This window comes from Streptomyces lasiicapitis (assembly GCF_014646335.1).
Lineage (GTDB): Bacteria > Actinomycetota > Actinomycetes > Streptomycetales > Streptomycetaceae > Streptomyces > Streptomyces lasiicapitis.
Window position 1 is genome coordinate 479,555 of record NZ_BMNG01000004.1, and the last position, 22,732, is coordinate 502,286.

The 22,732-nt window shown below is 71.9% G+C and carries 22 protein-coding genes; 8 read left to right on the plus strand and 14 right to left on the minus strand.

Annotated elements, in window-relative coordinates; genetic code table 11:
- Positions 1-21: 21 nt before the first annotated feature.
- The 12 genes from IEY91_RS10830 to IEY91_RS10885 form a co-directional block, all read right to left on the minus strand.
- Positions 22-1,371 carry a Ni/Fe hydrogenase subunit alpha gene (locus IEY91_RS10830; protein ID WP_164326967.1) on the minus strand — a complete coding sequence of 450 codons (1,350 nt, stop codon included), beginning with the start codon at positions 1,369-1,371 and terminating at the stop codon, positions 22-24.
- Positions 1,368-2,123, minus strand: coding sequence for an NADH-quinone oxidoreductase subunit B family protein (locus IEY91_RS10835; RefSeq protein WP_164326968.1), 756 nt, complete (start codon positions 2,121-2,123; stop codon positions 1,368-1,370). Before IEY91_RS10835 ends, IEY91_RS10830 begins: the two co-directional genes overlap by 4 nt.
- A 1-nt stretch (position 2,124) precedes the next feature.
- Positions 2,125-2,985 (minus strand): FAD/NAD(P)-binding protein, encoded by an 861-nt coding sequence (locus IEY91_RS10840; RefSeq protein ID WP_164326969.1) that lies wholly within the window; start codon positions 2,983-2,985, stop codon positions 2,125-2,127.
- On the minus strand, positions 2,982-3,452 hold the full coding sequence (locus IEY91_RS10845) for a Crp/Fnr family transcriptional regulator (protein WP_164326970.1): 471 nt from the start codon (positions 3,450-3,452) through the stop codon (positions 2,982-2,984). The genes IEY91_RS10840 and IEY91_RS10845 overlap by 4 nt, the downstream gene beginning before the upstream one ends.
- Positions 3,449-4,684 (minus strand): 4Fe-4S dicluster domain-containing protein, encoded by a 1,236-nt coding sequence (locus IEY91_RS10850; protein ID WP_189173775.1) that lies wholly within the window; start codon positions 4,682-4,684, stop codon positions 3,449-3,451. The genes IEY91_RS10845 and IEY91_RS10850 overlap by 4 nt, the downstream gene beginning before the upstream one ends.
- Positions 4,685-4,950: 266 nt before the next feature.
- Complete coding sequence (locus IEY91_RS10855) at positions 4,951-5,532, minus strand: Rv1733c family protein (RefSeq protein WP_164326972.1); 582 nt, start codon at positions 5,530-5,532, stop codon at positions 4,951-4,953.
- Positions 5,533-5,536: 4 nt separating this feature from the next.
- Positions 5,537-6,049: a flavodoxin domain-containing protein gene (locus IEY91_RS10860; protein WP_164326973.1), complete on the minus strand. Its 513-nt coding sequence runs from the start codon at positions 6,047-6,049 to the stop codon at positions 5,537-5,539.
- 13 nt (positions 6,050-6,062) lie between these two features.
- Complete coding sequence (locus IEY91_RS10865) at positions 6,063-6,794, minus strand: CBS domain-containing protein (protein ID WP_164326974.1); 732 nt, start codon at positions 6,792-6,794, stop codon at positions 6,063-6,065.
- Positions 6,795-6,834: 40 nt separating this feature from the next.
- Positions 6,835-9,642 carry a bifunctional acetate--CoA ligase family protein/GNAT family N-acetyltransferase gene (locus IEY91_RS10870; protein ID WP_229696857.1) on the minus strand — a complete coding sequence of 936 codons (2,808 nt, stop codon included), beginning with the start codon at positions 9,640-9,642 and terminating at the stop codon, positions 6,835-6,837.
- Between the two features lie 105 nt (positions 9,643-9,747).
- Positions 9,748-10,005 carry a HypC/HybG/HupF family hydrogenase formation chaperone gene (locus tag IEY91_RS10875; RefSeq protein WP_164328784.1) on the minus strand — a complete coding sequence of 86 codons (258 nt, stop codon included), beginning with the start codon at positions 10,003-10,005 and terminating at the stop codon, positions 9,748-9,750.
- A 5-nt stretch (positions 10,006-10,010) separates the two neighbouring features.
- Entirely contained in the window at positions 10,011-12,488 is a 2,478-nt protein-coding gene (gene hypF, locus IEY91_RS10880; protein ID WP_164326975.1) for a carbamoyltransferase HypF, read from the minus strand.
- 7 nt (positions 12,489-12,495) lie between these two features.
- Positions 12,496-12,996, minus strand: coding sequence for a hydrogenase maturation protease (locus tag IEY91_RS10885; RefSeq protein ID WP_164326976.1), 501 nt, complete (start codon positions 12,994-12,996; stop codon positions 12,496-12,498).
- 153 nt (positions 12,997-13,149) lie between these two features.
- On the opposite strand from IEY91_RS10885, the gene IEY91_RS10890 reads away from it, so the two are divergent.
- The 5 genes from IEY91_RS10890 to IEY91_RS10905 all read left to right on the plus strand — a co-directional run bounded on the left by IEY91_RS10890 (position 13,150) and on the right by IEY91_RS10905 (position 17,772).
- Positions 13,150-14,019: a universal stress protein gene (locus IEY91_RS10890; RefSeq protein WP_164326977.1), complete on the plus strand. Its 870-nt coding sequence runs from the start codon at positions 13,150-13,152 to the stop codon at positions 14,017-14,019.
- Positions 14,020-14,667: 648 nt separating this feature from the next.
- Positions 14,668-15,633: a site-2 protease family protein gene (locus tag IEY91_RS10895; RefSeq protein WP_229696858.1), complete on the plus strand. Its 966-nt coding sequence runs from the start codon at positions 14,668-14,670 to the stop codon at positions 15,631-15,633.
- A gap of 153 nt (positions 15,634-15,786) precedes the next feature.
- Positions 15,787-16,200 (plus strand): OsmC family protein, encoded by a 414-nt coding sequence (locus tag IEY91_RS10900; protein WP_164326978.1) that lies wholly within the window; start codon positions 15,787-15,789, stop codon positions 16,198-16,200.
- Positions 16,201-16,610: 410 nt separating this feature from the next.
- Complete coding sequence (locus IEY91_RS42335) at positions 16,611-16,736, plus strand: hypothetical protein (protein ID WP_268240859.1); 126 nt, start codon at positions 16,611-16,613, stop codon at positions 16,734-16,736.
- Positions 16,737-17,280: 544 nt separating this feature from the next.
- The gene (locus IEY91_RS10905; RefSeq protein WP_164326979.1) at positions 17,281-17,772 is read left to right on the plus strand and encodes a LysM peptidoglycan-binding domain-containing protein; all 492 of its coding nucleotides are present in this window, start codon (positions 17,281-17,283) and stop codon (positions 17,770-17,772) included.
- A gap of 284 nt (positions 17,773-18,056) precedes the next feature.
- Here the strand turns inward: IEY91_RS10905 and IEY91_RS10910 are convergent, their stop codons facing one another.
- The gene (locus tag IEY91_RS10910) at positions 18,057-18,554 is read right to left on the minus strand and encodes a hypothetical protein (protein WP_229696859.1); all 498 of its coding nucleotides are present in this window, start codon (positions 18,552-18,554) and stop codon (positions 18,057-18,059) included.
- Positions 18,555-18,939: 385 nt separating this feature from the next.
- On the opposite strand from IEY91_RS10910, the gene IEY91_RS10915 reads away from it, so the two are divergent.
- Positions 18,940-19,365 (plus strand): Hsp20/alpha crystallin family protein, encoded by a 426-nt coding sequence (locus tag IEY91_RS10915; protein WP_164326980.1) that lies wholly within the window; start codon positions 18,940-18,942, stop codon positions 19,363-19,365.
- Positions 19,366-19,535: 170 nt separating this feature from the next.
- Here IEY91_RS10915 and IEY91_RS10920 read toward each other — a convergent pair whose 3' ends face one another.
- Positions 19,536-20,660 (minus strand): universal stress protein, encoded by a 1,125-nt coding sequence (locus tag IEY91_RS10920; protein ID WP_189173776.1) that lies wholly within the window; start codon positions 20,658-20,660, stop codon positions 19,536-19,538.
- A 437-nt stretch (positions 20,661-21,097) separates the two neighbouring features.
- Between IEY91_RS10920 and IEY91_RS10925 the strand changes: the two genes are divergently transcribed.
- Positions 21,098-21,628 carry a universal stress protein gene (locus IEY91_RS10925; RefSeq protein WP_189173777.1) on the plus strand — a complete coding sequence of 177 codons (531 nt, stop codon included), beginning with the start codon at positions 21,098-21,100 and terminating at the stop codon, positions 21,626-21,628.
- A gap of 138 nt (positions 21,629-21,766) precedes the next feature.
- Complete coding sequence (locus tag IEY91_RS10930; protein ID WP_164326983.1) at positions 21,767-22,663, plus strand: universal stress protein; 897 nt, start codon at positions 21,767-21,769, stop codon at positions 22,661-22,663.
- Positions 22,664-22,732 lie beyond the last annotated feature (69 nt).

A 22,732-nucleotide genomic window follows, 5' to 3' on the forward strand; every position in this document is an offset into this window, starting at 1 on the left:
GGGGACTGGTCGTGCGGTGCGTCAGTCATCGGTGCCTCCGTTGGTGCGGACGACGGTGAGGTCGAGGAAGTGCGTGGAGCAGGAGATGCACGGGTCGTGGTTGCGGATCGTCCGCTCGCACAGGTCCGTGAGCTCGGCGTCGCTGAGGTCGGCCCCGGCGATCGCCCGCGTCGCCGTCCGGCGCAGGTCGTCCTCGATCGCGCCCTGGTTCTGCGCGGTGGGCGGGACGAGCAGGGCGTCGGTGACGGTGCCGTCGGCCGCCAGGGCGTAGCGGTGGTAGAGCAGCCCGCGTGGGGCTTCGGTCGCCCCGTGCCCGGTGCCCGCGACGGGCGGCACCTCGACGAAGGGGCGGGACGGCGGCTCGTACGTCTCGATGATGCGCAGCGCCTCGCCGACCGCGTACACGATCTCCACGGCCCGTACGAGGATGGAGCGGTACGGATTGTGGCACGCCACGCCGTCGTAGGGGTCGCCGAGCCCGGCTGCACGGGCCGCCTCCACCGCTGTGCGCGACAGCCAGCGCCCGCTGATCGCGAACCGGGCGAGCGAGCCGGTGAGATGACGCCGGCCGTCGAGACGGGAGTGCAGGGCCGTCGAGTGCGCCACCTGCTCCTCGCGGACGCGCAGCGGGAAGTCGTACAGCGGGAAGGTGTTGAAGGAGCCGTCCGGGCGCAGCACGGCCGGTGTGCCCGACTCGATGGCGTACGTGCCGGGGGCCGCCAGCGCAAGGAAGTCCGCGTCCACCTCGGCGTCGGGGAAGTCGAAGCCCGCCACCCAGCGCACGGTGTCCCACGCGTCGTCCAGGGCTCGCGTCAGCCGCTGGGCCAGCGGGCGCAGTTCGGCGCGGGTGGGCGCGCGGTGGAAGCCGCCGAGGCGCACGTTCACGGGGTGGATGGCGCGGCCGCCGAGGAGTTCGAGGAGCGCGTTGCCCGCCTGCTTCAGGCGCAGGCCGCGCTCCACGTCCGCGCGCCGGGTGCGGGCCAGGTCGATGGCGCCGTCACAGCTCAGGAAGTCCGGCGCGTGCAGCAGATAGATGTGCAGGGCCTGGCTCTCGATCCACTCGCCGCAGTACAGCAGCCGACGCAGCGCACCGATCTCCTCCGGTACCCGCACCCCGCAGGCGTCTTCGACGGCCGCGCAGGCACTCAGCTGGTAGGCCACCGGGCAGATCCCGCACACGCGGGCGGTGATGTCCGGCGGCTCGGTGTGGGCGCGGCCGCGCAGCAGCGCCTCGAAGAAGCGCGGCGGCTCGTAGATGTTCAGTTGTGCCTCGGCGACCGCACCGTCGTGCACGCGCAGGCGCAAAGCGCCCTCGCCCTCGACCCGGGACAGCGAGCCGACGTGCAGGACGCGCGATCCACGGTGCGTCACGGCCGTAACTCCTCTTCGAAGGCAGGGGCGTTGAAGGTGCGCAGCAGGCGTTCGACGGCGCGCCGGTCCAGGCCGTCGCGGCGCAGCAGCGGGATCAGGGCGTGCAGGTTCGCCGTGCCGGAGGGGCCGAAGCAGCCGTAGCAGCCGCGACCGTAGGCCGGGCAGATCGCGCCGCAGCCCGCGTGGGTGACGGGACCGAGGCAGGGGGTGCCGTGGGCGACGGTGACGCAGACGGTTCCGCGCCGCTTGCACGCGAAGCACACGCTGTGGTTCGGAATGTCGGGCTTGCGTCCGGCGAGGTAGGCGGTGAGGACTTCGAGGAGCTGGCCGCGGTCGACGGGGCAGCCGCGCAGCTCGAAGTCGACGGTCACGTGGGCCGACACCGGCGTGGACGTGGCGAGGGTGTCGATGTAGTCGGGGCGGGCGTAGACGGTGCGGCGGAATTCCTCGACGTCGGCGAAGTTCCGCAGGGCCTGGATGCCGCCGGCCGTCGCGCAGGCGCCGATGGCGACGAGGCTCCGGGACTCGGCGCGTATCCGCCGTACTCGCTCGGCGTCGGCGGGTGTGGTGACCGAGCCCTCCACGAGCGCCACGTCGTACGGTCCCGGGCGGACCGCGCTGGACGCCTCCAGGAAGTGGGCGATCTCCACCTGGCTCGCGAGGCCGAGGAGTTCGTCCTCGCAGTCCAGGAGGGTGAGCTGGCAGCCGTCGCACGAGGCCAGCTTGAACACCGCGAGCGTGGGGGCGGACATGTCACAACTCCCTCACCGATAGCCAGGGTTCGGCGCGGTCCCAGCCCACGACCGGTCCGTCCCGGCACAGGAGTACCGGGCCGAGCTGGCAGTGGCCGCACGTGGCCGTCGCGCAGCGCATGTTGCGCTCCAGCGAGACGCGGACGCGGTCGCCGGAGACCCCGCGGTGCACCAGGTCGCGCGCGGTCGCCCGGATCATCGGCTCGGGCCCGCAGACGAACGCCCAACTTCTCGGCGGGTCGAAACGGGCCCGGTCCAGCAAGCGGGTGACCAGGCCGACCTCGCCGCTCCAGCCGTCGGCCGGGCGGTCGACGGTGACGCCGGTGTACGCGGTCGCCCAGCGCCGCGTCTCGTACTTGGACAGCAGGTCGTCCGGGGTGCGGGCGCCGATCAGGACGTTGACGCGGCCGTGGCGCCGCGGCTCGGCCACCGCGTCACGGATCAGCGGACGCAGCGGCGCGAGGCCGATGCCGCCCGCCACCACGACGACGTCCTGGCCGAGCGCGCGCTCCAGCTCCCAGCCGGTGCCGTACGGGCCGCGCAGCCCCAGGACGTCACCGACCCGCGCCGCGCACAGACCCTCGGAGACCGCGCCCACGCCGCGTACGGTGTGGGCGAGCCCGCCGGTGGTGGGAATGGAGCTCACCGAGACGGGGATCTCGCCGCGGCCGAAGCAGTGCACCATGGCGAACTGGCCCGGCACGAAGTCCGCCAGGGCCTCGGCCACGGGGTCGAGGCGGAGGGTGACTGTGTCGGGCGTCTCCGGCCAGCGGGCGATCACCCGGTACGGCACGGGCAGGCGGGGCTCCGCATGCCGTACCGCCGGTGCGGGCGGCGCTACGACGGACAGCTCAGTGGTCATAGCGCACTGCCGCTGCCGTAGGGGGCGTACAGGTCGAGCAGCCGGGTGCGGGCCGACTGCAGCCGGTGCGCGAGGACCTTGCCGACCCACTGGCCGACGGCCGAGCCGAGCTGCGGATCGTGCTCGCACATCAGCCGTACCGCCGTGGCGTCGAACTCGTAGGCGCGCACTGACGTCGTCGCCTCGGCGCCGAGCTGCCACACGTACGGCGGGAACAGCCAGGACCAGCCGACCAGTTCGTCGAAGCCGATGGTCTCGATGACCGGTGACCGGCGCCCCGGCACGTGCATGTCGAGAGTGACGGTGCCGGTGCGGACGATCCAGAACCTGTCGGCGCGGGTGCCCTCTTCGAACAGCCTGGTCCCTTGGGGGATGTTGACCTCGCGGGCGATGCGCAGCAGGCGGATGCGGTGTGCCGACGGCAGGGCTTGCGTGATGCGAGTGGTGGACGTGGTCGTGGTGTTCATGGCTGTGGTCCCCTGTCGTGGTGCGCCGACCCGTCGTCGTGCGCCGTGTGCTGGTCGTCGGCCGCAGCGTCGCGCTCGGCTGCCAGCGCGGCGACCTCCTCGGTGATGTCGATCCCGGCCGGGCACCACGTGATGCAGCGCCCGCAGCCCACACAGCCGCCGCTGCCGAACTGGTCGTGCCAGGTGGAGAGTTTGTGGGTGAGCCACTGGCGGTAGCGGCTGCGGGTGGAGGCGCGGACCGGTCCGCCGTGCAGGAGGGAGAAGTCCAGATCGAAGCAGGAGTCCCAGTGCTGCCACCGCTCGGTGTGGTCCCCGGTGAGGTCGGTGACCTCCTCGGTGGTGGTGCAGAAGCATGTGGGGCAGACCATGGTGCAGTTGGCGCAGGTGAGGCAGCGCGACGCGATGCCGTCCCAGCGGTCGGCGGCCAGGCTCTCGCCCATCAGCGCCCGTAGGTCGAGCGGGGGCAGCGAGCGGCCCATGTGCTCCCTGGCCGCGTCCACCGCCCCGCGCGCCACGGACTCGGTCGTCAGGTCCGCGGACCGGTGCGGCACGCCGTCGAGCAGCCGTGCTCCTTCTTCACTGCCCACGCGTACGAAGAACCGGTGGCCGTCGTCGTCGACGACCTCGGTGAGCGCCAGGTCGAAGCCACCGTCGGCCGCGGGGCCGCCGCTGGCCGACACGCAGAAGCAGGTCGCGCCGGGCTCGGTGCACTCTGCGGCTATCAGCAGTGCCCCCCTCCGGCGCTGCCGGTAGCCGCGGTCCGGGAACGGCGTAGCCCCTGCCCGAGCGGAGTCGAGAGCCCGGGGAGGCCTGCCGGCCAGGACGCGGTCCTGGATCGCGATGGCCCGCAGGTCGCATGGCCGGACTCCGAGGAATGCGTATGTGCGCGACTCGGGTTGGGTCTCGGTGAACGTCGGAACGCCGTCCGGCCCGCGTCGAGCGCTCCAGAGCTGTTCGCGCTGGGGGTGCAGGAAGGCCTTCCACGACTGCGGTCCGGCGCTGTGCGCGAACGCGGCCCCGTCCTCACGGGGCGTCAGGCGGTAGCGCCCGGCGTCGAGTTCGACGCCCCAGCCGAACGGGAGATCCTCGGCGGACGTCAGCTCGGCGAGGACGACGGCGCCGTCGCGGACCGTCGGGCCCACGACCGTGCGGCCGCCTGCCACCAGAGCGGCCACCAGGGCGGCGAGACCTTGCCGGTCGAGCACCGCTGTGGCTTGGGTGATGGCGCCCATGGAGTCCTCCTCGCCGCGTGTGGTGCGCGGGTCCCGTCGCCATGCGCCGGGCAGTTCATCCACGACCAGAGTCGGGGGAGCGGGCCCGGCAGGGCAGGGGCCGTTCGGGCCGGGCGGAGGGCCGGTGGGGTGGATACCGGAGCCGGACGGGCCCACGCACGGGCCGTGGGGCTGTGCCGAGGTGGTCGGCGGGGACGTGGCCCGACCTGACCGATGTCGTGCCCATCGCTCAAGTCGGGCCTGGTGCGTCAACCCGGGCCGTGGGATCAGCTCTTGCGGCTTCCCCACTCCGGTCCGGTCTTCTGCCACTCGTCGTCCCACGCGGCCATGCGCCGTTTGTCGAGGATGGCGCGCACAGTCCGCAGCGCGATGAGTGCCGCCAGCGCGGTGCCCGCCGCAGCGACCGCGGACGCGCCGAAGACGCGCAGAGCCACGTCGTCGGCGTCGAGCGGATCGTCGGTGACCTGGCCGTGTTGGTCCAGCCACACCGCGACACGGTCACCGCGCCGGCTGCCGGCGGGTGCTTGTGCGTCGCCGGTGTGCGCCGCGCCGTCGGGTGCCGTCCAGCGGGCCGGCACTTGGTGGAGGGGCACTGAGCTGTCGACGTCGGGCACCACGGGTGGGGCGTCGGCTGTGAGCACGGCGGTGACCCGATGCCGGTCCGCCCGCTCGGCTCGGGCGGCTGCGACGCCGTCGACGTGCGCGATCGCACCGACGACGATCCCTGCGGCGGGAGCGCCCGCGAACAGTATAACGCCGACGACGAGCACCGCCCACGCCTCGATCACGTCCGAGCGGCGCCGCAGCGGACTGCGGCGCAGCCCCCACCACGGAACCCGGCAAGGCATGGCGTCAATCTCCTGTATCCAAGAGGGAGCCGATCTCCCGCGCGATCCCGCTCGCCCATTCCGACACGGCGTCGAAGTCGCGGAAGTCGCCCCCTTTGCCGGACTGCAGGATCATCCGGGCGACCCGGCCACGGGCCCGCTCGTCGAGGCACCCTCCGAAGGTGGCCTGTCCCCGGGCGCCGAGCCTGCGTGCAACGCGTTGCACGGAGGGCGGCGGCGGAAGGTCCCGCTGCGATGCCGAGGAGTCCAGCGGACCGCTGCTGAAAAGCCACAGCGGGCGCCGGGACAGGGCGCGCCGGTGCCGCCGCGCGAAGCGCCGCGCGTCACGCTGCCAGCGCCCGGCGTACACCGCGCCGCCGAGCACCACGGCGTCGTACGGGGAGAGATCCCGCACCTCCCCGGCCGGCCGCACGTCGGCTGTCAGCCCGGCCTTGTCGAGCACGGCGCCGACGGTGTGAGCCAGCTCGGCGGTGGAGCCATAGGTCGACCCGTAGGCGACCAGGACCGTGTGTGCCATGGCCGTACCCCTCTCACAGCTTGCGCAGCCAGTCGTCGGCGACGCCGTGCAGCGCCTCCTCCGAGGGCCGCAGGTGGGAGTCGTTCAGGCGGTGGGTGAGCTTGTCGACGACCGCGACCACGCCGTCGATCTGCCGGGTCATCCGGACGGCTATGGGCACGTCGCTGCTGCGCTCGAGCTGTCCGCGCAGCGTCACCACGCCGTCGAGGACCTCCACGGCGATGGTCTGCGGTGCGAGCCACAGGGTCTGTACGAGGACCTCGTCCACGACGTCGCGGCGGATCTCCTCGTCGGGCCGCAGGAACACCTGAAGCAGGTCTCGGCGGGTGACGATGCCGACGAGACGTTCCTCCTCGTCCACGACGGGCAGCCGTTCGACGCGATGCCCGGCCATGGTGCGGGCGGCCTCGGCGATGGTGTCGTCGGCGTGCACGGTGACGGCGGGCTGCGACATCAGCTGTCCCGCGGTGCGGGCGTGGGCCTTGGCCGTCCGCTCGCGTGCTCCGGGGAGCAGTTTCCGCCAGCGGATGGACGGCGTCGGTGCGTACGGGTCCTCGGCCTCCGCCTGACGGGCCATGAGGTCCGTCTCGGAGAGCACCCCGATGACGTACTGCTCGCTGTCCACCACCGGAAGTCCGCTGATGCGGTGCTGGTCCAGGAGTCGGGCGACCTCCTTGAAGGGGGTGTCGAACGTGGCTTGGACGACTTCGGTCGCCATGACGGTGCCGACCTTGCGGTGCTTCATTACCTTCGCCTCCTCGGCGCGCTCGGTGTCTTCGGCGGCTTCAGCGGAGCCGTCGCAGTTGTCGCAGATAGGGGTCCTGGGCCCGGCGCGGCAGTACGCGTACGCGCACATCGAGTGCGGTGATCCGCTCCGGCCGGGCGAGGACCGGGTTGAGGTCGGCCTCGGCGAGCTGCGGCAGGTCGCTCGCCAGTCGTGAGAGCCGCAGCAGCAGTTGCTCGATGCCTTCCAGGTCGACCGGTCCGCCGCCTCCGCCGCCGAAGAGCAGCGGCGCGCAGCGGGGCGCGGTGATCAGTTCGTGGACGTCGTGGTCGGTGAGCGGTGCGAGGCGGGCCGCGTGGTCGGCGAGCACTTCGGTTGCGGTGCCGCCGTGCCCGAACAGCACCAGGGGGCCGAAGATCTCGTCCTGGACGACGCCGGCGAAGAGCTCGACGCCGCGGGGGGCGAGCGGCTGCACGACCACGCCGGTCATCAGGTGGCCGAAGCGCACCTCGAAGTCCCGGTAGGCGGCGCGGACCTGTGCGTTGCCGCGCAGGTCGAGGTGGAGTGCGTGTTCCTGGCTCTTGTGCAGCAGGCCGGGCCAGTGGGCCTTGAGCACGACGAGCCCGTCGGGTCCCTTGAGACGTTCGGCGGCGAGCACCGCGTCGTCCTCCGTCTCGGCCCACGCCCAGGGAAGCTGGCGGATGCTGTAGGCGTCGAGGAGGTCGGCGCACTCGCGCGGGCCGAGCCAGCCGCCCTCCGGGTGCCGGTCGAGAAAGGCCTCGACGGCCGCGTGCGCACGGGGCGGGTCGATGTCGTCGAGGTCGGGCTCGGTGCCGGACGGCTGGGCGAGCCAGTGGGCGCGTGCGGCGGCGTGCGCGAGCGCGCGGGCGGCCGCCTGCGGGTCGGCGTAGGCGGGCACCGTGCCGTCCTCGGCGGGCAGCAGCCGCACCGGCAGGTCCTGGTCGAGCAGGACCGCGACGACCGGTCGGTCACGACGGCGGTCCGGGGTGTGGGTGAGGGACCGGACCAGGGCGTCGCCGGTCGCCGCGGCGACCGCGGTGGGAACGAGCGCCACCAGGACCGCGTCGACGCGGCCGCTCGCGGCGAGAATCCTCACGCAGGCGCGCAGTTGCTCCTCGCTGACCGCGGCGGTGGCGTCGACGGGGTTGGTGGCGGTGGCCCCTTCGGGCAGGACGGCGAGGACGTCGTCGATGAGGTCGGTGCCGAGCGGCGGCAGCGTGAGCCCCGCTTCGGTGCAGGCATCGGCGGCGAGTACCCCGGCGCCGCCGGCGTTGGTCACCACGGCGACGCGGACCCCGGCGGGCAACGGCTGGCTGTGCAACAGCGCGGCGGTTTCCAGGAGTTCGCCGACCGACCGGGTGGCGGTGATGCCGGCCTGCCTGAAGAGGGCCTGGCGCGTCATGGTGGGAGTGGCGGCGGCCGACGTGTGCGAGGCGGCCGCCGCACGCCCGGCCTCGGTACGGCCCGCGTCGACCGTCAGGATGGGCATCCGCCGGGTGACGCGCCGTGCGGTGCGCGCGAAGGCGCGCGGATTGCCGAACGACTCCAGATGCAGCAGCGCCAGGTCGGTGCGCCCGTCACACTCCCACCACTGGAGCAGGTCGTTGCCGCTGACGTCGTACTTGTCGCCCAGCGAAACGAAGCTGGACACTCCCACACCAAGCCGGGCCAGCCCGCTGAGCAGCGCGATGCCCACGCCCCCGGACTGCACGGCGACCCCCGCCGTCCCGGGGTGCGGGTGCGCGGCGGCGAACGTGGCGTCCAGGCGCACGTCCGGTTCCGCGTTGGCGAGGCCGAGGCAGTTGGGGCCGACCAGGCGCATCCCGTGGGCCCGGCAGATGTCGAGCAGCGCCCGCGCCTGATCGGCGTCGAGCCCGGCGGAGACGGTGACCAGGGCGGTCACGCCGATCTTGCCGCACTCCTCGGCGGCCGCCGGCACCTGGGCCGCGGGCACGGCGAGCACCGCGAGTTCCGGAACCTGCGGCAAGGAGGCGATGTCGGGGTGCGTGTGGACGCCGAGGACGGTGGCGGCGTTCGGGTTGACGGCGAACAGGCGGCCGGTGAAGCCGCCGGTGCACAGGTTGCGCAGGACGGCCCGGCCGACCGAGCCCGGCTTGCGGCCCGCGCCGACGACGACGACCGACTCGGGGCGCAGCAGCGACCGCAGGCTCGCCACGTCGGCAGTACGGCCGCGGAAGTCCACGGACGTCAAGTAGGTGTCGGTCTGGGCGAGTTGGACGACACACTGCACTTCGGTGCCTTCGAAGTGGCGTGCGGTGCTCAGACCGAGGTCTGCGAAGACCCTCAGGACCTCGTGGTTCTCGGCGAGTGCGTCGGCGGTGAACGCGGTGATTCCGGCGGCGCGCGCCGCGGACACCAGGTGCTCCAGGAGCAAGGTGCCGACGCCGCGGTGGTGCCAGTGGTCGTTGACGGCAAGGGCAATGTCGGCCGTGACGACGCCCGTATCGGTGGAGCCGTCGTTCGTGTTCTCGTTCGTGGTCTCGTACTCGGCGATCCCGACGAGGTGGCCGTCGTGCTCGGCGAGCAGCGCGCGGTACCCGAAACCTTCGGGCCGCACGTTCTGCGAACCGACCGGCACGGCGCGGCCGGACACGCGGGCCGCCGCTTGCTCGGCCGACCGGTGGCTCGCGACGAAGAACCGCAGCCGCAGGTGCTCCGGCGACATGCCTTCGTACAGACGCAGCACCGCGTCGTGATCGGCTGGCTCGCCGGGGCGTATGAGGATGGTGGTGCCGTCGGCGAGCAGGGCATGCGCGGGGTCGGGAGCCGTGGCGGGTGCGGGTGCGGGTGCGGGTGCGGAAGAGCGGGAAGCTGCGCTGCCGGTCATCGTGTACCTCGCGCTTGTGTTCGGTCGGTTGACGTCTTCAGCGTCGTGCCGCACACCGGTGCCGGGCAGTGGCCGACCGGCGCCCCGACTCGGGCCGAACGGCCCTCATGGCAACGGCTCTCCGAGCTCGCCCTCGACCGCGTCGGCCATCGCCCGCAGCACGTCCAGAGTGCGGCGGGCCTCGGCCTCATCGACCCGGGCGATCGCGAAGCCCACATGGACGATCACGTACGTGCCCACGTCGGCGTCCGGTGTGTAGCTCAGACACGCCTCGCGCCGTACGCCACCGAAGTCGACGGTCGCCATGCGCAACCCGGCGTCGTCGTGAATGTCGAGCACCCGTCCGGGAATCCCCAGGCACACGGCCGTCACCTGCCCTTCCGCGCCGTACCTCGACGTTCCTCGGCGAGCCGGGCCGCAGCGACGGCGGCCTGCCCGTAGCTGATCCCGCCGTCGCCGACCGGAACCTGACGGCCGACCAGGACCCGCAGACCGTGGGCCCGCAGCCGTCGGCGCACCTGCGTGAGCAGCTGGACGTTGGCGAAGCAGCCGCCGCCCAGACACACCGTCCGGGGCGCGCCGTCCTCGACCGCGCGGGCGACCAGCTCGGCGGTGGCGGCGGCGAGGGAGCTGTGGAAGGCGGCGGCCAGGCGCGGCACGGACTCGCCGTCGGCCTGCCGCTCCAGCAGATCTCCGAGCGTGGCCGCCGAGTCGTACACCCACAGGCTTCCCACGCGCACGACGCGGTGTTTCAGCGGCACGGGACGGTCCCGGCCCGCAAGGCCTGCGGCGGCCTCCAGAGCGACGGCCGCCTCGCCTTCATAGCTGACGGTGTCGGCGAGTCCGAGAAGGCTCGCGACGGTGTCGAACAGCCGCCCGGCACTGGAGGCACGCGGGCAGTTCACCTCGTGCGCCACCATGGCCCGCACCACCTGGGCGCGGCGCCGGTCGAGCCGCTCCAGGAAGGCGCGGGCAGCCCTCTCAAGCGGCGGTGAGCCGAGCGGTTCCGCTCCGAAGACATGCCCGAGGGCCATCCGGCACGGATGCCTGACCGCGGCCTCGCCGCCGGGCAGCGGTGCGGTGGCGAAGCGCCCCACACGTCGATGTCGGGTCAGGTCGGCGACGAACACCTCCCCGCCCCACAGCGTGCCGTCGTCCCCGAGGCCGAGCCCGTCGTAGGCGACGCCGACGAACTGCCCCCGCACACCGTGCTCGGCGGCGCACGCGGCTACGTGGGCGTGATGGTGCTGCACGGCAATGTGTGGCAAGGGCTGCTCCAGGGCCCATCGTGTGGACAGGTACCCGGGGTGCAGGTCGTGGGCGATGGCGCGCGGGACGATCCCGGCGAGCCGGCACAGGTCCGCGTACGCCTGCCCGAACGCCTCGTACGTGGCCGTGTCCGCCAAGTCCCCGTGGTGCGGGCCGACATGGGCCACGCCTGCGTCGGCGAGCGTGAAGGTGTGCTTCGTCTGGGCGCCGGCGCCCGCGAGCGGCACGGGTGTGGGCGGGTTGAGGGACAGGGGCGCCGGGGCCAGGCCCCGGGCGCGGCGCACGGTGAGCGGAAGCCGGCCGGCGGAGGTGACCACGGAGTCGTCGTAGCGGGCGCGGATCGGCCGGTCGTGAGTGAGGAAGCCGTCGGCCACTCCGTCCAGAGCGCGGCGGGCTTCGGCGTCGTCGATGGCGATGGGCTCGTCGGCGAGGTTGCCGCTGGTGACCACCAGCGGCCGGTCGAGCTCGTGCAGCAACAGGTGATGCAGGCCCGTGGTGGGCAGGAACAGGCCGAGCCGGTCGGTGACCGGAGGCAGGGCGGGGGAGTGGTCGTGCGGCCCCGGCGAGAGGGTGGGCGCCGGGTGTACGGCGGGTGCGATGTGCGGTGCGGCCTGGCTGTGCACCCGACGGGCGCGCAACAGGACCACAGGTCGCGCGGGTGACGTCAGCAGCGCCAGCTCGGTGCTGTTCAGCCGCGCCAGCCCGTCCGCCACCCGCACGTCCCCCACCATCACGGCGAATGGCTTGACCGGCCTGCGCTTGCGCCGCCGCAGCTCCGCCACCGCCTCGGGGTCGGTCGCGTCGCACACCAACTGATAGCCGCCGAGCCCCTTGACCGCGATGATCCGGCCCGTGGCGACGGCCCCCGCCGCCGCCTTGAGCGCCTGCTCGCCGCGCAGGTCCCCCCAGGCGAGCGTCGGCCCGCACGCGGGACACGCCACAGGTTCGGCGTGGAAGCGCCGGTCGCGGGGGTCGGCGTACTCCGCGGCGCAGTCGGCACACAGCGGGAAACGGCGCATCGTCGTCCGCACGCGGTCGTACGGCAGGTCCTCGATGATGGTGGCCCGAGGCCCGCAGTCGGTGCAGTTGACGAACGGATACCGATGGCGCCGGTTCTCCGGCGTGAAGAGTTCGCGCAGACAGGCGTCGCAGATCGCCGCGTCGGCGGGGACCTCGCGCTGATCCGTCGTGGGCCGGGACCCGGGCCCGCTGCGCCGCACGCTGAAGAGCGCGTCGCCCGCCGGAGCATCGAGAGTCGTCTCCGCCCTCGCACCGGCCGCGGTGTCGTGTCGCGCCGCAGACCCGACTGCCCCGCTCCGTCGGCCGATCGGTGCCGCGCCGTCCAGCTCCCGCAACGCGACCTCGCGTACGCGTGCGAGCGGCGGTGCATCCGTGTACATCCGGTGGCCGAACTCCGCGACCGCGTCCGCCGGCCCCGTCACCTGCCCCTCGACGTGCCCGTCCACGTTCGCCACCCAGCCGCTCAGGCCGAGCCCGCCCGCCAAGCGGTGCACGAAGGGGCGGAACCCCACGCCCTGCACGGTCCCGTGGACCGTGAAAGCCCGCGTCACACGCATCCTCCGCTCACCCCCGCGCGGCGGCGTCACGGTGCCGGACGATTTCGAGCTCGACGGACTCGGCGAGCGGTGCGAGAGCTTCCGCGACCCCGGGCGACAGACCGGTACCGAGAGAGCTGTCGGCAATCTCGACGGCGTACACGACCAGCCGACCGGGCAACCGGCCGAGGACGCGGGCCAGCTCGACGGCCTCACCCAGCCCCAGACCGTGGGAGCTGGTCCTCGGGGGCTGCGCGAGCCGCGCGGCGTCCAGCTCGATGCGGTGGACGCGGCCCGGCATGCCCGGATGCGCGTGCGCTGCGTCCACGACCACGGCCAGCTCGGCACCCTCCCACAGGGCGATGAGCCGACCCGGATCCCCGTCACAGGCGGCAAGCGTCGTCCCGGACGGCAGGAGACGCCGTGCGGCGCGCTCCCTCAGTCGCCCGACGACCGCCCAACCGATCCCGTCGTCGTGCCGGTACTCATTCCCGACGCCGACAACGGCGATGTGCGTGCGCTCCTTCATGCGACTCACCGTGGCCGTCCCCGACGCGCACCGCGCAGGGGCCGATCGGCCCCTTCCGGGGGCTGCTGCGCCTCTGCCTCGCTGGAGTACGTCACCCCGGTTATCGATGGGGCACACGCAACGGGGTCCGACAACGAGAAGGGGCTGAGGGCCGTGGAGCAGGATCTGATCGTCGGTGTGGACGGTTCCGAGGAGAGCCTGGCCGCGGTGGACTGGGCCGTCGGCGAGGCGGCCCGCCGCGGAGTGCCCTTGCGGATCGTGCACGCCTCCGCGTGGCAGCGGTACGAGGGCCACAAGCCGTCGTTCGGCGTTCATCGCAGTCCGGCGCATGTGTACGCCGACCACGTCATCGGGCAGGCCGTCGAGCGCGCCCGCCGTCGCGCGCCGACGGTGACGGTCACCAGTGACGTCGTGGCCGAGGACCCGGCGACACTGCTGATCCGGGAGAGCGGGCGCGGAACCACGGTGGTGGTGGGCAGCCGTGGCAAAGGTGAGCTGACATCACTGCTGCTGGGGTCCGTGAGCCTGTCGGTGGCCGCGCACGCCCCGTCACCCGTGATCGTGGTCCGCGGTGGGGAGAAGAACCGCGACAGCGGGTTCCGGGAAGTCGTCGTCGGGGTCGGCGAGGCAGGGGAGTCAGAGCCCGCTGTGGCTTTCGCACTCCGGGCCGCCGAGGCACGCGGAGTCGTGCTGCGCGCCGTGCACTCCTGGCGGTGTCCCGCCCACGCGGTGCCGGACGAGCCACGCGCCGGAGAGCCGACGGACTTCCACCAGATCCGCGCCGAAGGGCAGTTGGACGAGGCGCTGCGTGACACCGTGCGTGGCGACACGACTGTGCGTGTGCGCAAGCACGTCGTCGAAGGGCATGCCCGGACCGCACTGCTGGCGGCGTCGGCCTCCGCCGACCTGCTCGTGGTCGGCGCCCGCCGCCCCAAGGGACACCTCGGCATGCAACTGGGCCCGGTCAACCACACGGTTCTGCATCATGCGGCGTGCCCGGTCGCGGTGGTGCCGCACACGTGACGGCATGGCGAGGCGCAGGTTGAACAGCGCCGCGCCACAGCTGATGACCCGCTGCCTCCCGTGAGGGTCGGCCAGGGGAAGCCGCCAGGTGTCGTCCTCGTACAACAGGACCCGGCCACTGGAGCAGGCGAACAGCCAGGGCTGGGAGTTGTGCAGTGAGGGCGCCGCGACAGCCGCGCGGACGAGGTGGTTGGCGGCGTGGTCGACAGGCGTGGGTGTGCGCTGTCCGGTCATGGCGGACCATCCCGTGCCGGGCGGCCTCGCGGCCGCCGAATGCTTTGTCGTGCCTGCCTTGTCGTACCTGTCTTGCGGCTCAGAGTCCGGTCGGGCCACCGCAGCGGTCAGGGGCTGAGCGTCCCTGGATGTGGGCCGTCCGGCTTGCCTGTCGCGGCACGTGCCGCAGGAGGATGCGAAGGAGAGAAGGGCGGTTGTCTGCCGGGTCATCGCCGGATACGGACGGTCAGGAGGCCGACCATGAATGCGACTCTGCGCCTCGGGCGCCTCGCGGGTGTACGGGTCGGTGTGCATTGGACTGCACTGTTGATCGCTGTTCTCGTCGCCCTCACGCTCGCGCGGGGCCGCTTTCCGCACGCCCACCCCGGCGAACCGGCCTGGGGCTACTGGGGGCTCGGTCTGATCACCGCCCTGATGTTCCTCGTCTCCTTGCTGGCGCACGAGATGGCACACGTGCTCGTCGCTCGCCGCAGCGGTGTGGCCGTCGACGACGTCACCCTGTGGATGCTCGGCGGGGCCGCGCGGTTGCGCGGCGCAGCGCGGCATCCGGTCACGGAGCTTCGCATCGCGGGCGTGGGCCCGCTGACGAGCCTGATCGCCGCGGTGTTCTTCACCGGCACCGCGGCATGGATGGCGGTGCTGTCCGCGCCGGGACTCGCGGTGGAGTGCGTCAGCTGGCTTGCCGCGATCAACTTCGTGCTCGCCACGTTCAACGCGCTGCCCGCGGCGCCGCTCGACGGTGGGCGCGTGTTGCGGGCCTACCTGTGGCACCGTGGTGGGGACCGGGTTCGGGCAGCCCGCGGGGCTGTCGCGGCCGGCCGGTACCTCGGCTGGTTCATGCTTCTCACCGGCTTCGCGTCCGTGCTGCTGAGCGGAGTGCTCGTGGGGCTGTGGTCGGCGCTCGTCGGGTGGTTCCTGATCGCCGCGGTGACTGCTGAGGGTCGAGTGGTCCAACTACAGGGAGTACTCGGCGATGTGACGGTGCGCCAAGTGATGACGCCGGAGCCGGTCACCGTGGCGCCCACGGTCACGGTGGAGGGCTTCCTGGGCACCCTGCCGTTCCGGCGGTACGGGCACAGGGCAGTTCCCGCGGTGGCGTGCGACGGTGCCGTGGCGGGGCTGGTGCCGGCGTGGCGGATCAACCGCGTACCGCTGGAAGGCCGGTCGAAAGTCGTGATCGGAGACCTCATGCGCCCGGTCACCGAGGTCGTGACCGCGGCACCCGACGATTTCGTCGCCGATCTGGTGCCGTGCCTCGATGCGGCACTGGAGCACCTTGCCCTCGTTCTCGAAGGTGGTCGTCTCGTCGGCGTGGTGTCGTCGTCGGACATCAATCGGATGGTTTCGAAACTCACCACGGATGCACCGCTTCGGACGTGAGGCAGCGGCACGAAGGCCGATCGGCTTGTGTCGCGGCCCGCTCGGCCCGTGGCTGGGCGTGCCCGTGCGAACTGGACTGGAAGCACCCGAGGACGGAGGGACACAGTGACGTACGACCAGACCACCGTCGAAACGACTGAGCAACCAGGCGCTATGCCACCGCCACCGGCATCCGAGTACGTCGATGTCACTCACGTGGCGGGGCAGGCGTACGCGGTATTCATCCGTGACCACGAACTGACCGTCGATCAGCCCGTCGTCGCGGGCGGCGGCGACGACGGGCCCACACCGGTGGAACTGTTCGTGTCGTCGCTCGCCGCTTGCGTTGCGTACTACGCCGGCCGGTTCCTGCAGCGCCACCATTTGCCGTGCGAAGGCCTGCGCGTGCGGGCCGAGTTCGACATGGCGGACGACCGGCCCGCCCGGGTCGCGGCCGTCCGCATGCGGATCCTGCTGCCCGTACGCCTCAGTGAGGCGCGGCGACGGGCACTGCGCGCGGTCGTGAACCACTGCACGGTCCACAACTCGCTGCGCCAGCCACCGGAGATCACTGTTGGGACGGACTGAACAGGCCGCCGGGAGGAAACCACCATGCGCGCACTGCTGCACCCATGGGTGCCGTGCGGCAAACCTGCACCGCTTCAGGGGAAGCTGCTGCTGGGGTCGTCCGGCAGGACGCTGAGCGAGAAGGACGTACTCGACCATCCTTCGGCCATCGGCCTACTGAGCGAGGACGCGTCCTGGCAGAGTGCGGTGCTGGACTGGTGGCTGCGCAGGCCCCGCCCCTGGCAGGTCGAGGCACGACACTCGTGGCGACGCGAGGGTCGCCGGCTGCGAGAGGAGCGGCCCAGGCTGCGGAAGGCGGATGCTCATGTACGAGTCCGGGATGCCGGTCCTGCTGGGCCTGGCCGTACTGGTCGCTGCGAAGGTCGTGTACCGCTACCTGTCCACGGCTCAGGAGTTTCTGGGCGCCGGCGTTGCCGGCACTCGGCACGGGCTGCTTCTGGACGGTTGTGCTGCGCTTCTTCGCCGGTCTGGCGCGGAAGTTCACCGATGAGGCCAAGACCATCGAGAAGACCCGGCAGTTGCGGCGTGTCGCGTGACGGTACGGCCGCTGGACGGGCGAGGGGCACGGGAGCGGGAACGCCCCGGTCCCTCGCCGCGCTGTGTCGGTCGGCCCACTAAGGCCCGGATGCTGCGGGCTCGGCTGGTGGTCGTCCACGCCTGACAGCCGACCGCGGTCATGCGAGCGCTGAACTGGCCAAGCCTCTCGTGGCCTGCCCTCTTCACGCGCAGCGGGAGCCTGAGACGTCCAGCACCGCGGCACGGCACCATATCGCGCCTTGCGCCGGAGCAGGCATCGCCGCACCTGCCCCTCACCGTCGATATCGGCCGCGGCCACCGGCCCCACACTCTGATCGGTGAGGCCGCCCGCAGCCTGCTCGTCGCGATCGGCGCTCCGCCTCCGCCGGCCCGCCGCGTTGTTGTCGCGGTCCGTGTCAGCCTGCCAAGTGGTTCTCGCTGCACCGGGCCTTTCGGCCGTCGGCTCGGACGGACACCTGACACGTCCGAAAGCTCCGTTTGCAAGAAGTGGAAAAGGGAGTTGCCTGGAGGGGAACCACAGGCTCTCCAGACGCTGGAGGTTCCATGACCAATCGGATCGATCAGCCCCGAAAGCTTGATCTCGTCGGCAACCCGATACACGTGGGCGGAGTCGGCACTGGCCACGAGGGCACGCTCCACTACCGGGTCGGCGACGGCCACGACGAGGTGACCGGACACTTCAACGTCGGCGGCGGTACTGGTGAGCACGGACAGTTCCACGTCCAGGCGGACGTCGGCCGCGCCAAGTTCCAGGTCGACAGGCTTCTCATCCAGGTGTTCGAGAAGAGCCCCAAGGACGGCAGCGAGATCAACGTGGTGACCACGCCTGTGCTTTACGGGCCGCGCATCGTGCCCGGCTACTACGGCTACCGCGAGCACAAGGTGGTCAAGGGGGACACTCTGTCCGGACTGGCAAAGGCACACTACGGAGACCCCTCGCTGTTCAAGCGCATCGTGCGTGCCAACCCGGACCAGATAAGCGACCCGGACAAGATCACCCCGGGTCAGGTCCTGCGGATACCCATCGGTTCTTGAACCTGCGTCGCATGACGCACGGAGTCGGCGCCGAGCAAGGTCTGAGTCCGCCTGGCGCGGCCTCTGTGAGGGGTGCCCGCCTCCGCAGGGCGGCGCCGGCACCGCTCAAGGAGCCGGACACTCCCCCCTGCGTCGTTGCCCAGAAACTGCTGTGCCGAGGGAGGGTGGCAGAGGGCGGCCGATCTCATCCAGGACCGGCTGCCCTTCGCGGGCCGGGCCTCGCGGTTGGGCCGTTACGGCTCGCAGCGGCTGATCTTGCCCGCCTGGCAGGCTGAGGCGTACGGTCACTTGTCCATCTTGAGGCCGGAGATCAATCGCGTCGCGATGTCGGACTGGACCATCAGATGAGTGTGGCGGACCTGATTCTCCGAGACCTTCCAGGTCAGGGTCACGCGGCTCCAGCAATGCCCCATCCCGCTGTCGTTGTAGACGACCTTCCACGCCGTGGGCACCTCCTTGGCGCGCAGCACGCCGTCCTTGTGGTGGGCCGCCTCCCAACGGGCCAGACTGTGGCTCAGCCCGGGGGTCAGGTAGTGGTTGCGCAGGGCGTGGCTGAGTCGTCCTCGGCCGGAGTCGAACAGGACGTCGATGTACGCGCCGTAGAAGTCCGCGACCCGATCGACCGTGGACTGAGGGCTGCCGCCGCGGGCAAGTGGGGCTTGCGGGGTGGCCAGGGCCGCGCTCCTGGCCTGGCTGCCGGTCGCGCTGCCCGGTGTCGTCGCTCCGAGCAGGAGCACTGCACCGCCCAACGCGAGACGGCGGAGAGTAGGGGCTGCAAGCATGTCTTTTCCTTTCTTCTGTCCAGCCACCGAAGTGGGACGACCAGGTGTCTCACCATCCAGTGCACCGCGTCGGCGCCCTGCGGTCGGCGGGCCGACAGGACCGACTTGGAGGCCGTACGGCGCTGTTGCGGCGGCGGGTGTGCTGAGTCGGGGAGCGCGCTCGGGGCTTGGTCGCCGAAGCCCGCGTGGAGCCGTGCCCGCCCCCTTGCTCGGTCGGCCGTGCCAGCGCGGGCTCCGAAGTCCGGCCCCTGCTCCGATGCCGCCAGGAACCAGGCCCTGCCGGTCGGCCTGATGAGGAAGGCCGCTCGGCACTCGCTGCTCCGCGTCGGTGGCGGAAGGATGAAGGAGGCGTACAAGACGGCAACAGCACTGTAGGGAGGGCGAGATGACTGGCATGATCGAACGGCTGCCGGGATGGCCGCTGGTGTTGCCGGATCTGTTCGGCTGGATGGACTCCGGGCTGCCCGGAGTACTCACCACACCTGGTCTGCACAGCATCCGGATAGAGGAATCGTTGAAGGACGGGGTGTACATCCTGCGGGCCGAACTCCCGGGCGTCGACCCGGCCAAGGACATTGAACTCGGCATCGCCGAAGGCGTTTTGACGTTGCGCGCCGAACGTGGCACCGAAACCACCGCCAAACACCACACCGAATTCCGCTACGGCACATTCGCCCGCTCAGTTCGGCTGCCCGCCGGTGCTCGGGGCGACGATGCCACCGCGGACTACAAGGACGGTGTCCTGACCGTCGAGGTTCCGGTGCCGGAGACGAAGACGGGCACCAGGATCATCCCGGTGCGACACGTCTGAGCACCAGGGTGTGAAGCGCGCGCTTCTGCGTGTCCCAGGGAACTGGCGCGCAGAGGCGGCGCCGGGGTGGCCCCAAGGCTTGCTTCCCGCATCCTCAGGAGCAGTTGTCGTGACCCGACGGACGTCCCCCGAAGTGGCCGGACGGATGTCGCGTCGCCGCAAGACGGCGTTCATCCACGCCCAGCTCGGTGACGGACCCATCGTCGAAGCTCCCGCCACCTGAACCATCGGGTGCCGCGGCGAGATCCTCGGATCGCACCACACCCAAGCCGAGCACAAGCCCGGCACACCCGCACCGACCTGCCCAGCCGAGCCCGGGCGAGGCAGGTGAGCGTGCGGGTGCACTGTCCGACAGCTCTCCGGGCCCGGCAGGACAGCAGGCTGACGCACGGCTGCCCGCGCGGATGGCGACATGCACTCGGCCGGGGAACGGCGACCACCGGACACTGGGCGTGGCGCAGTGCGCTGTGGAGGACTGAGCCGAGCGGCGGGCCGGGCAAGCAGCCGGGACCGCGGGTGCCCACGATGAGGCCCAGCGCGTGCGCGGACTCCTGAGCCAGTACCTGTGCCGGGTGGCCGCTGATCACCCTGTGGTGTACGTCCACGGCCGGGTGAAGGGCTTGTCGCACCGCCACTGTCTCCGGCAGGCGCTGGCGGCATTCACGCAAGGCCGCTCGCTCGTCCGGGACGCCGAGGAGCGGGGGGCGCCATACGTACAGCACCCGCAGCGCCGCACCGCGCCGGGCGGCTTCCTCGAAGGCGAGGTCGACGGCGGCCGCGGAATGGTGGCGGCCGTCCCAACCCACATCCACGCCCACGACGAAGAACGGTTGTCGACTGACGGGTTCGTGATTGCGCACGACCACCACAGGGCAGGTGGCGTGCGCGATGGCCGGTAGTGCGACAGGGGCTGAGGCGAACAGTCGCCCTCTTCTGTTCCACCATCGCGAGCTGAGCACCAAGGCTGTGGCCGTGCGGGCCTGGTCGCGCACAATCGGCGCAGGCGCGTCCACGACAAGCAGCGTGGAGACCTCCAGATGCGGGTGACGGTTCTGGACGTAGGCGACCGCTTCGCGGAGGTTCTGTACCGCGGAGCCGCGCGGGCCGTGGGTCTGCTGGTTCTCCCGAAGCCGCATGGGCTCAGCCGGGCGTGGGTCGGTCGGACCCCACGCCATGAGCAGGCGCAGCGGCAGCCGGCGCCCGTCGGCTTCGTCGGCTCCCCAAGCCAGGGCCTCCCGGCAGGACGGATCTTCATCGATACAAACCACGATCGGTGTGCATACTTCTGCGGTCATCGTCACCTCCGCCGTCGTCTCGGGGTCGGGCCCGGCCCCGGCCTGGAGGGGGTGGGCACGCCTTCGGTCTTCTTGGGGTGGCTGAGGTCCCCGAAAGGCTTGTGACAGTGACAGTCAGAGTGCTGTGCGGCCGGGATGAAAGGCACTTCACCCTAGGACGGGTTGCGGCGCCCAGCCAGTCTCGTTCTCAGTCAGTAGGCGTGCTTGGAGGGCAGCGTCAGCCGCACCGGGGTTCTGCCATCGCGCGTGACGGAGCCTCAACGGGGCGAGGCCCGGCGACGGGCCTGGTTCCTTCGGCCTCGCGATGTGGCCGGGCGGCCCCTGTTCGTTCCCGGCGGCCGGGGGCCACGGTGGGACCAGGACAACCGGAAGCTGCCGGACCCGGTCAGGGCAACGCGCCCTCAGGCCCGGGTCCCTCGCCGCTGTTGACGGCCCTGATGCGGAACGAGGACATCATGGTGGATGTGGCCCAAGGAGGGCTGGTCGTAGGCGTGGACGGCTCGGCTGCCGCCCTCGCGGCTCTGCGTTGGTCGGCCACGAAGGCCCGGCTGCTGCGGGCTCCGCTCGTGGTCGTCCACGCCTGGCAGCCGACCGCGGTCCTGCGAGCGCCTTATGCCCCTGCTGCGGGACGGCGCACGCCGGAACAGGAACACGCTTGTGCCACCGCGACGCTGGAGGAGGCCGTGGCCGAACTCCTTGAGGCGGACCCGGGCGTCGACTTCGTTCCCCTGCTGGATTGCGGCCCGGCCGAGCGGATTCTGCTGCGCCACAGCTCGGAAGCTCTGCTGCTCGCGCTAGGCCGCAAGCCCCTCAGGGACGTCTCCGGGCCCGTGCTCGGCGCGGTCACGCGGGCTTGCCTGCGGTACGCGGTGTGCCCAGTGGTCACCGTGCCCGAGCTGCGCTCCTCCGGAGATCAAGCTCCTCCGCGGTTCGCACCGGAGACGGCAGTGGGTCTGGAACGTGCCTGAACGCGCCGTTGGCTGCTTCCCCAGTCGCGAAGGGCGACCCGGCAAGGGCAACCCGAAAGACCCCGGGGCAGGGGCCAGGTGGCCCCTGCACAGCCGGCCTCGGTGACGCGACGCTTGCGACAAGAGGGGGTGACGACGATGGTCCGACCCATCGTGGTGGGCCTTGACGGCTCACGTGAGAGCGTTTGTGCCGCACACTGGGCGGCTCGCGAGGCGGTACGCCGCGGTCTCCCGCTGCGTCTGATGCACGCCTGGGAAGGGATGCCGAAGGACACGGAACCCGTGAGCCTGCCGGAGTTGAAGGTTCCACAGAGCCGTGCGCGAGCGATCCTGCACGGTGCCGTGGACCAGGTGCGCGCTCGGTGTCCGAGCGTGCGTCTGACCGCCGAGCCGATCGGACGGCCGCCTGTGCCGGCGCTCGTGGCCGAGGCGGAGTCCGCGGAGCTGCTGGTCCTGGGCAGCCAGGGCTTCGGCGGTCTGGGCGGCCTCCTCGCGGGGTCGGTCGCCATGGCCGTGGTGGCTCGCGCGCGGATGCCGGTGGTACTGGTGCGCGCGGGCTTCGCAGCCGTCGACGAGCACGTGCCGAACGGCGACGGGCAGGCCTCGGCCGGCAATCCGTACCGACCGGTGGCGCTGGCCCTCGACCTGACGCACGACTGCCACGCGCTGCTCGACTTCGCCTTCGAGGCCGCGCGGCACCGCGCCGCTCCGCTGCACGCCGTGTACGCGTGGAGGCTTCCTCACACCCACACCGACACGGACGAACAGGGGCACGTGCCGGGCCGGTGGGACGCCGAGTGGGCCCTGGACAGTGTGCTCGACCCGTGGCGCGACAAATACCCCGACGTCACCGTCCACGCGGAGGCGGAGCACACGCGCCCCGTCCACGCCGTGCTGCGGGCCGCGGAACACGCCGGCCTTCTCGTCCTCGGCCGTGAGGTACGCCGCGGCGCCGTGGGCGGCCGCACGGGCCACGTCACGCGCATGGCCATCCAACACGTCAGTTGCCCCATCGCCGTCGTCGCTCACGAATGAGCCGCCCACGGGTGATCCGCGAAGCGCGGTTCATCCGACGACGAGCCGTGGACCTCACGGCCACCACGA

Coding starts and splice junctions, on each gene's coding strand:
- IEY91_RS10870 (WP_229696857.1), bottom strand. CDS start 9,642: ATGACCGGCAGCGCAGCTTCCCGCTCTTCCGCACCCGCACCCGCACCC.
- IEY91_RS10840 (WP_164326969.1), bottom strand. CDS start 2,985: ATGACCACTGAGCTGTCCGTCGTAGCGCCGCCCGCACCGGCGGTACGG.
- IEY91_RS10845 (WP_164326970.1), bottom strand. CDS start 3,452: ATGAACACCACGACCACGTCCACCACTCGCATCACGCAAGCCCTGCCG.
- IEY91_RS10900 (WP_164326978.1), top strand. CDS start 15,787: ATGCCACCGCCACCGGCATCCGAGTACGTCGATGTCACTCACGTGGCG.
- IEY91_RS10885 (WP_164326976.1), bottom strand. CDS start 12,996: ATGAAGGAGCGCACGCACATCGCCGTTGTCGGCGTCGGGAATGAGTAC.
- IEY91_RS10865 (WP_164326974.1), bottom strand. CDS start 6,794: ATGAAGCACCGCAAGGTCGGCACCGTCATGGCGACCGAAGTCGTCCAA.
- IEY91_RS10905 (WP_164326979.1), top strand. CDS start 17,281: ATGACCAATCGGATCGATCAGCCCCGAAAGCTTGATCTCGTCGGCAAC.
- IEY91_RS10850 (WP_189173775.1), bottom strand. CDS start 4,684: ATGGGCGCCATCACCCAAGCCACAGCGGTGCTCGACCGGCAAGGTCTC.
- hypF (WP_164326975.1), bottom strand. CDS start 12,488: ATGCGTGTGACGCGGGCTTTCACGGTCCACGGGACCGTGCAGGGCGTG.
- IEY91_RS10910 (WP_229696859.1), bottom strand. CDS start 18,554: ATGCTTGCAGCCCCTACTCTCCGCCGTCTCGCGTTGGGCGGTGCAGTG.
- IEY91_RS10860 (WP_164326973.1), bottom strand. CDS start 6,049: ATGGCACACACGGTCCTGGTCGCCTACGGGTCGACCTATGGCTCCACC.
- IEY91_RS10895 (WP_229696858.1), top strand. CDS start 14,668: ATGTTCCTCGTCTCCTTGCTGGCGCACGAGATGGCACACGTGCTCGTC.
- IEY91_RS10855 (WP_164326972.1), bottom strand. CDS start 5,532: ATGCCTTGCCGGGTTCCGTGGTGGGGGCTGCGCCGCAGTCCGCTGCGG.
- IEY91_RS10925 (WP_189173777.1), top strand. CDS start 21,098: ATGCGGAACGAGGACATCATGGTGGATGTGGCCCAAGGAGGGCTGGTC.
- IEY91_RS10835 (WP_164326968.1), bottom strand. CDS start 2,123: ATGTCCGCCCCCACGCTCGCGGTGTTCAAGCTGGCCTCGTGCGACGGC.
- IEY91_RS10920 (WP_189173776.1), bottom strand. CDS start 20,660: ATGACCGCAGAAGTATGCACACCGATCGTGGTTTGTATCGATGAAGAT.
- IEY91_RS10915 (WP_164326980.1), top strand. CDS start 18,940: ATGACTGGCATGATCGAACGGCTGCCGGGATGGCCGCTGGTGTTGCCG.
- IEY91_RS10930 (WP_164326983.1), top strand. CDS start 21,767: ATGGTCCGACCCATCGTGGTGGGCCTTGACGGCTCACGTGAGAGCGTT.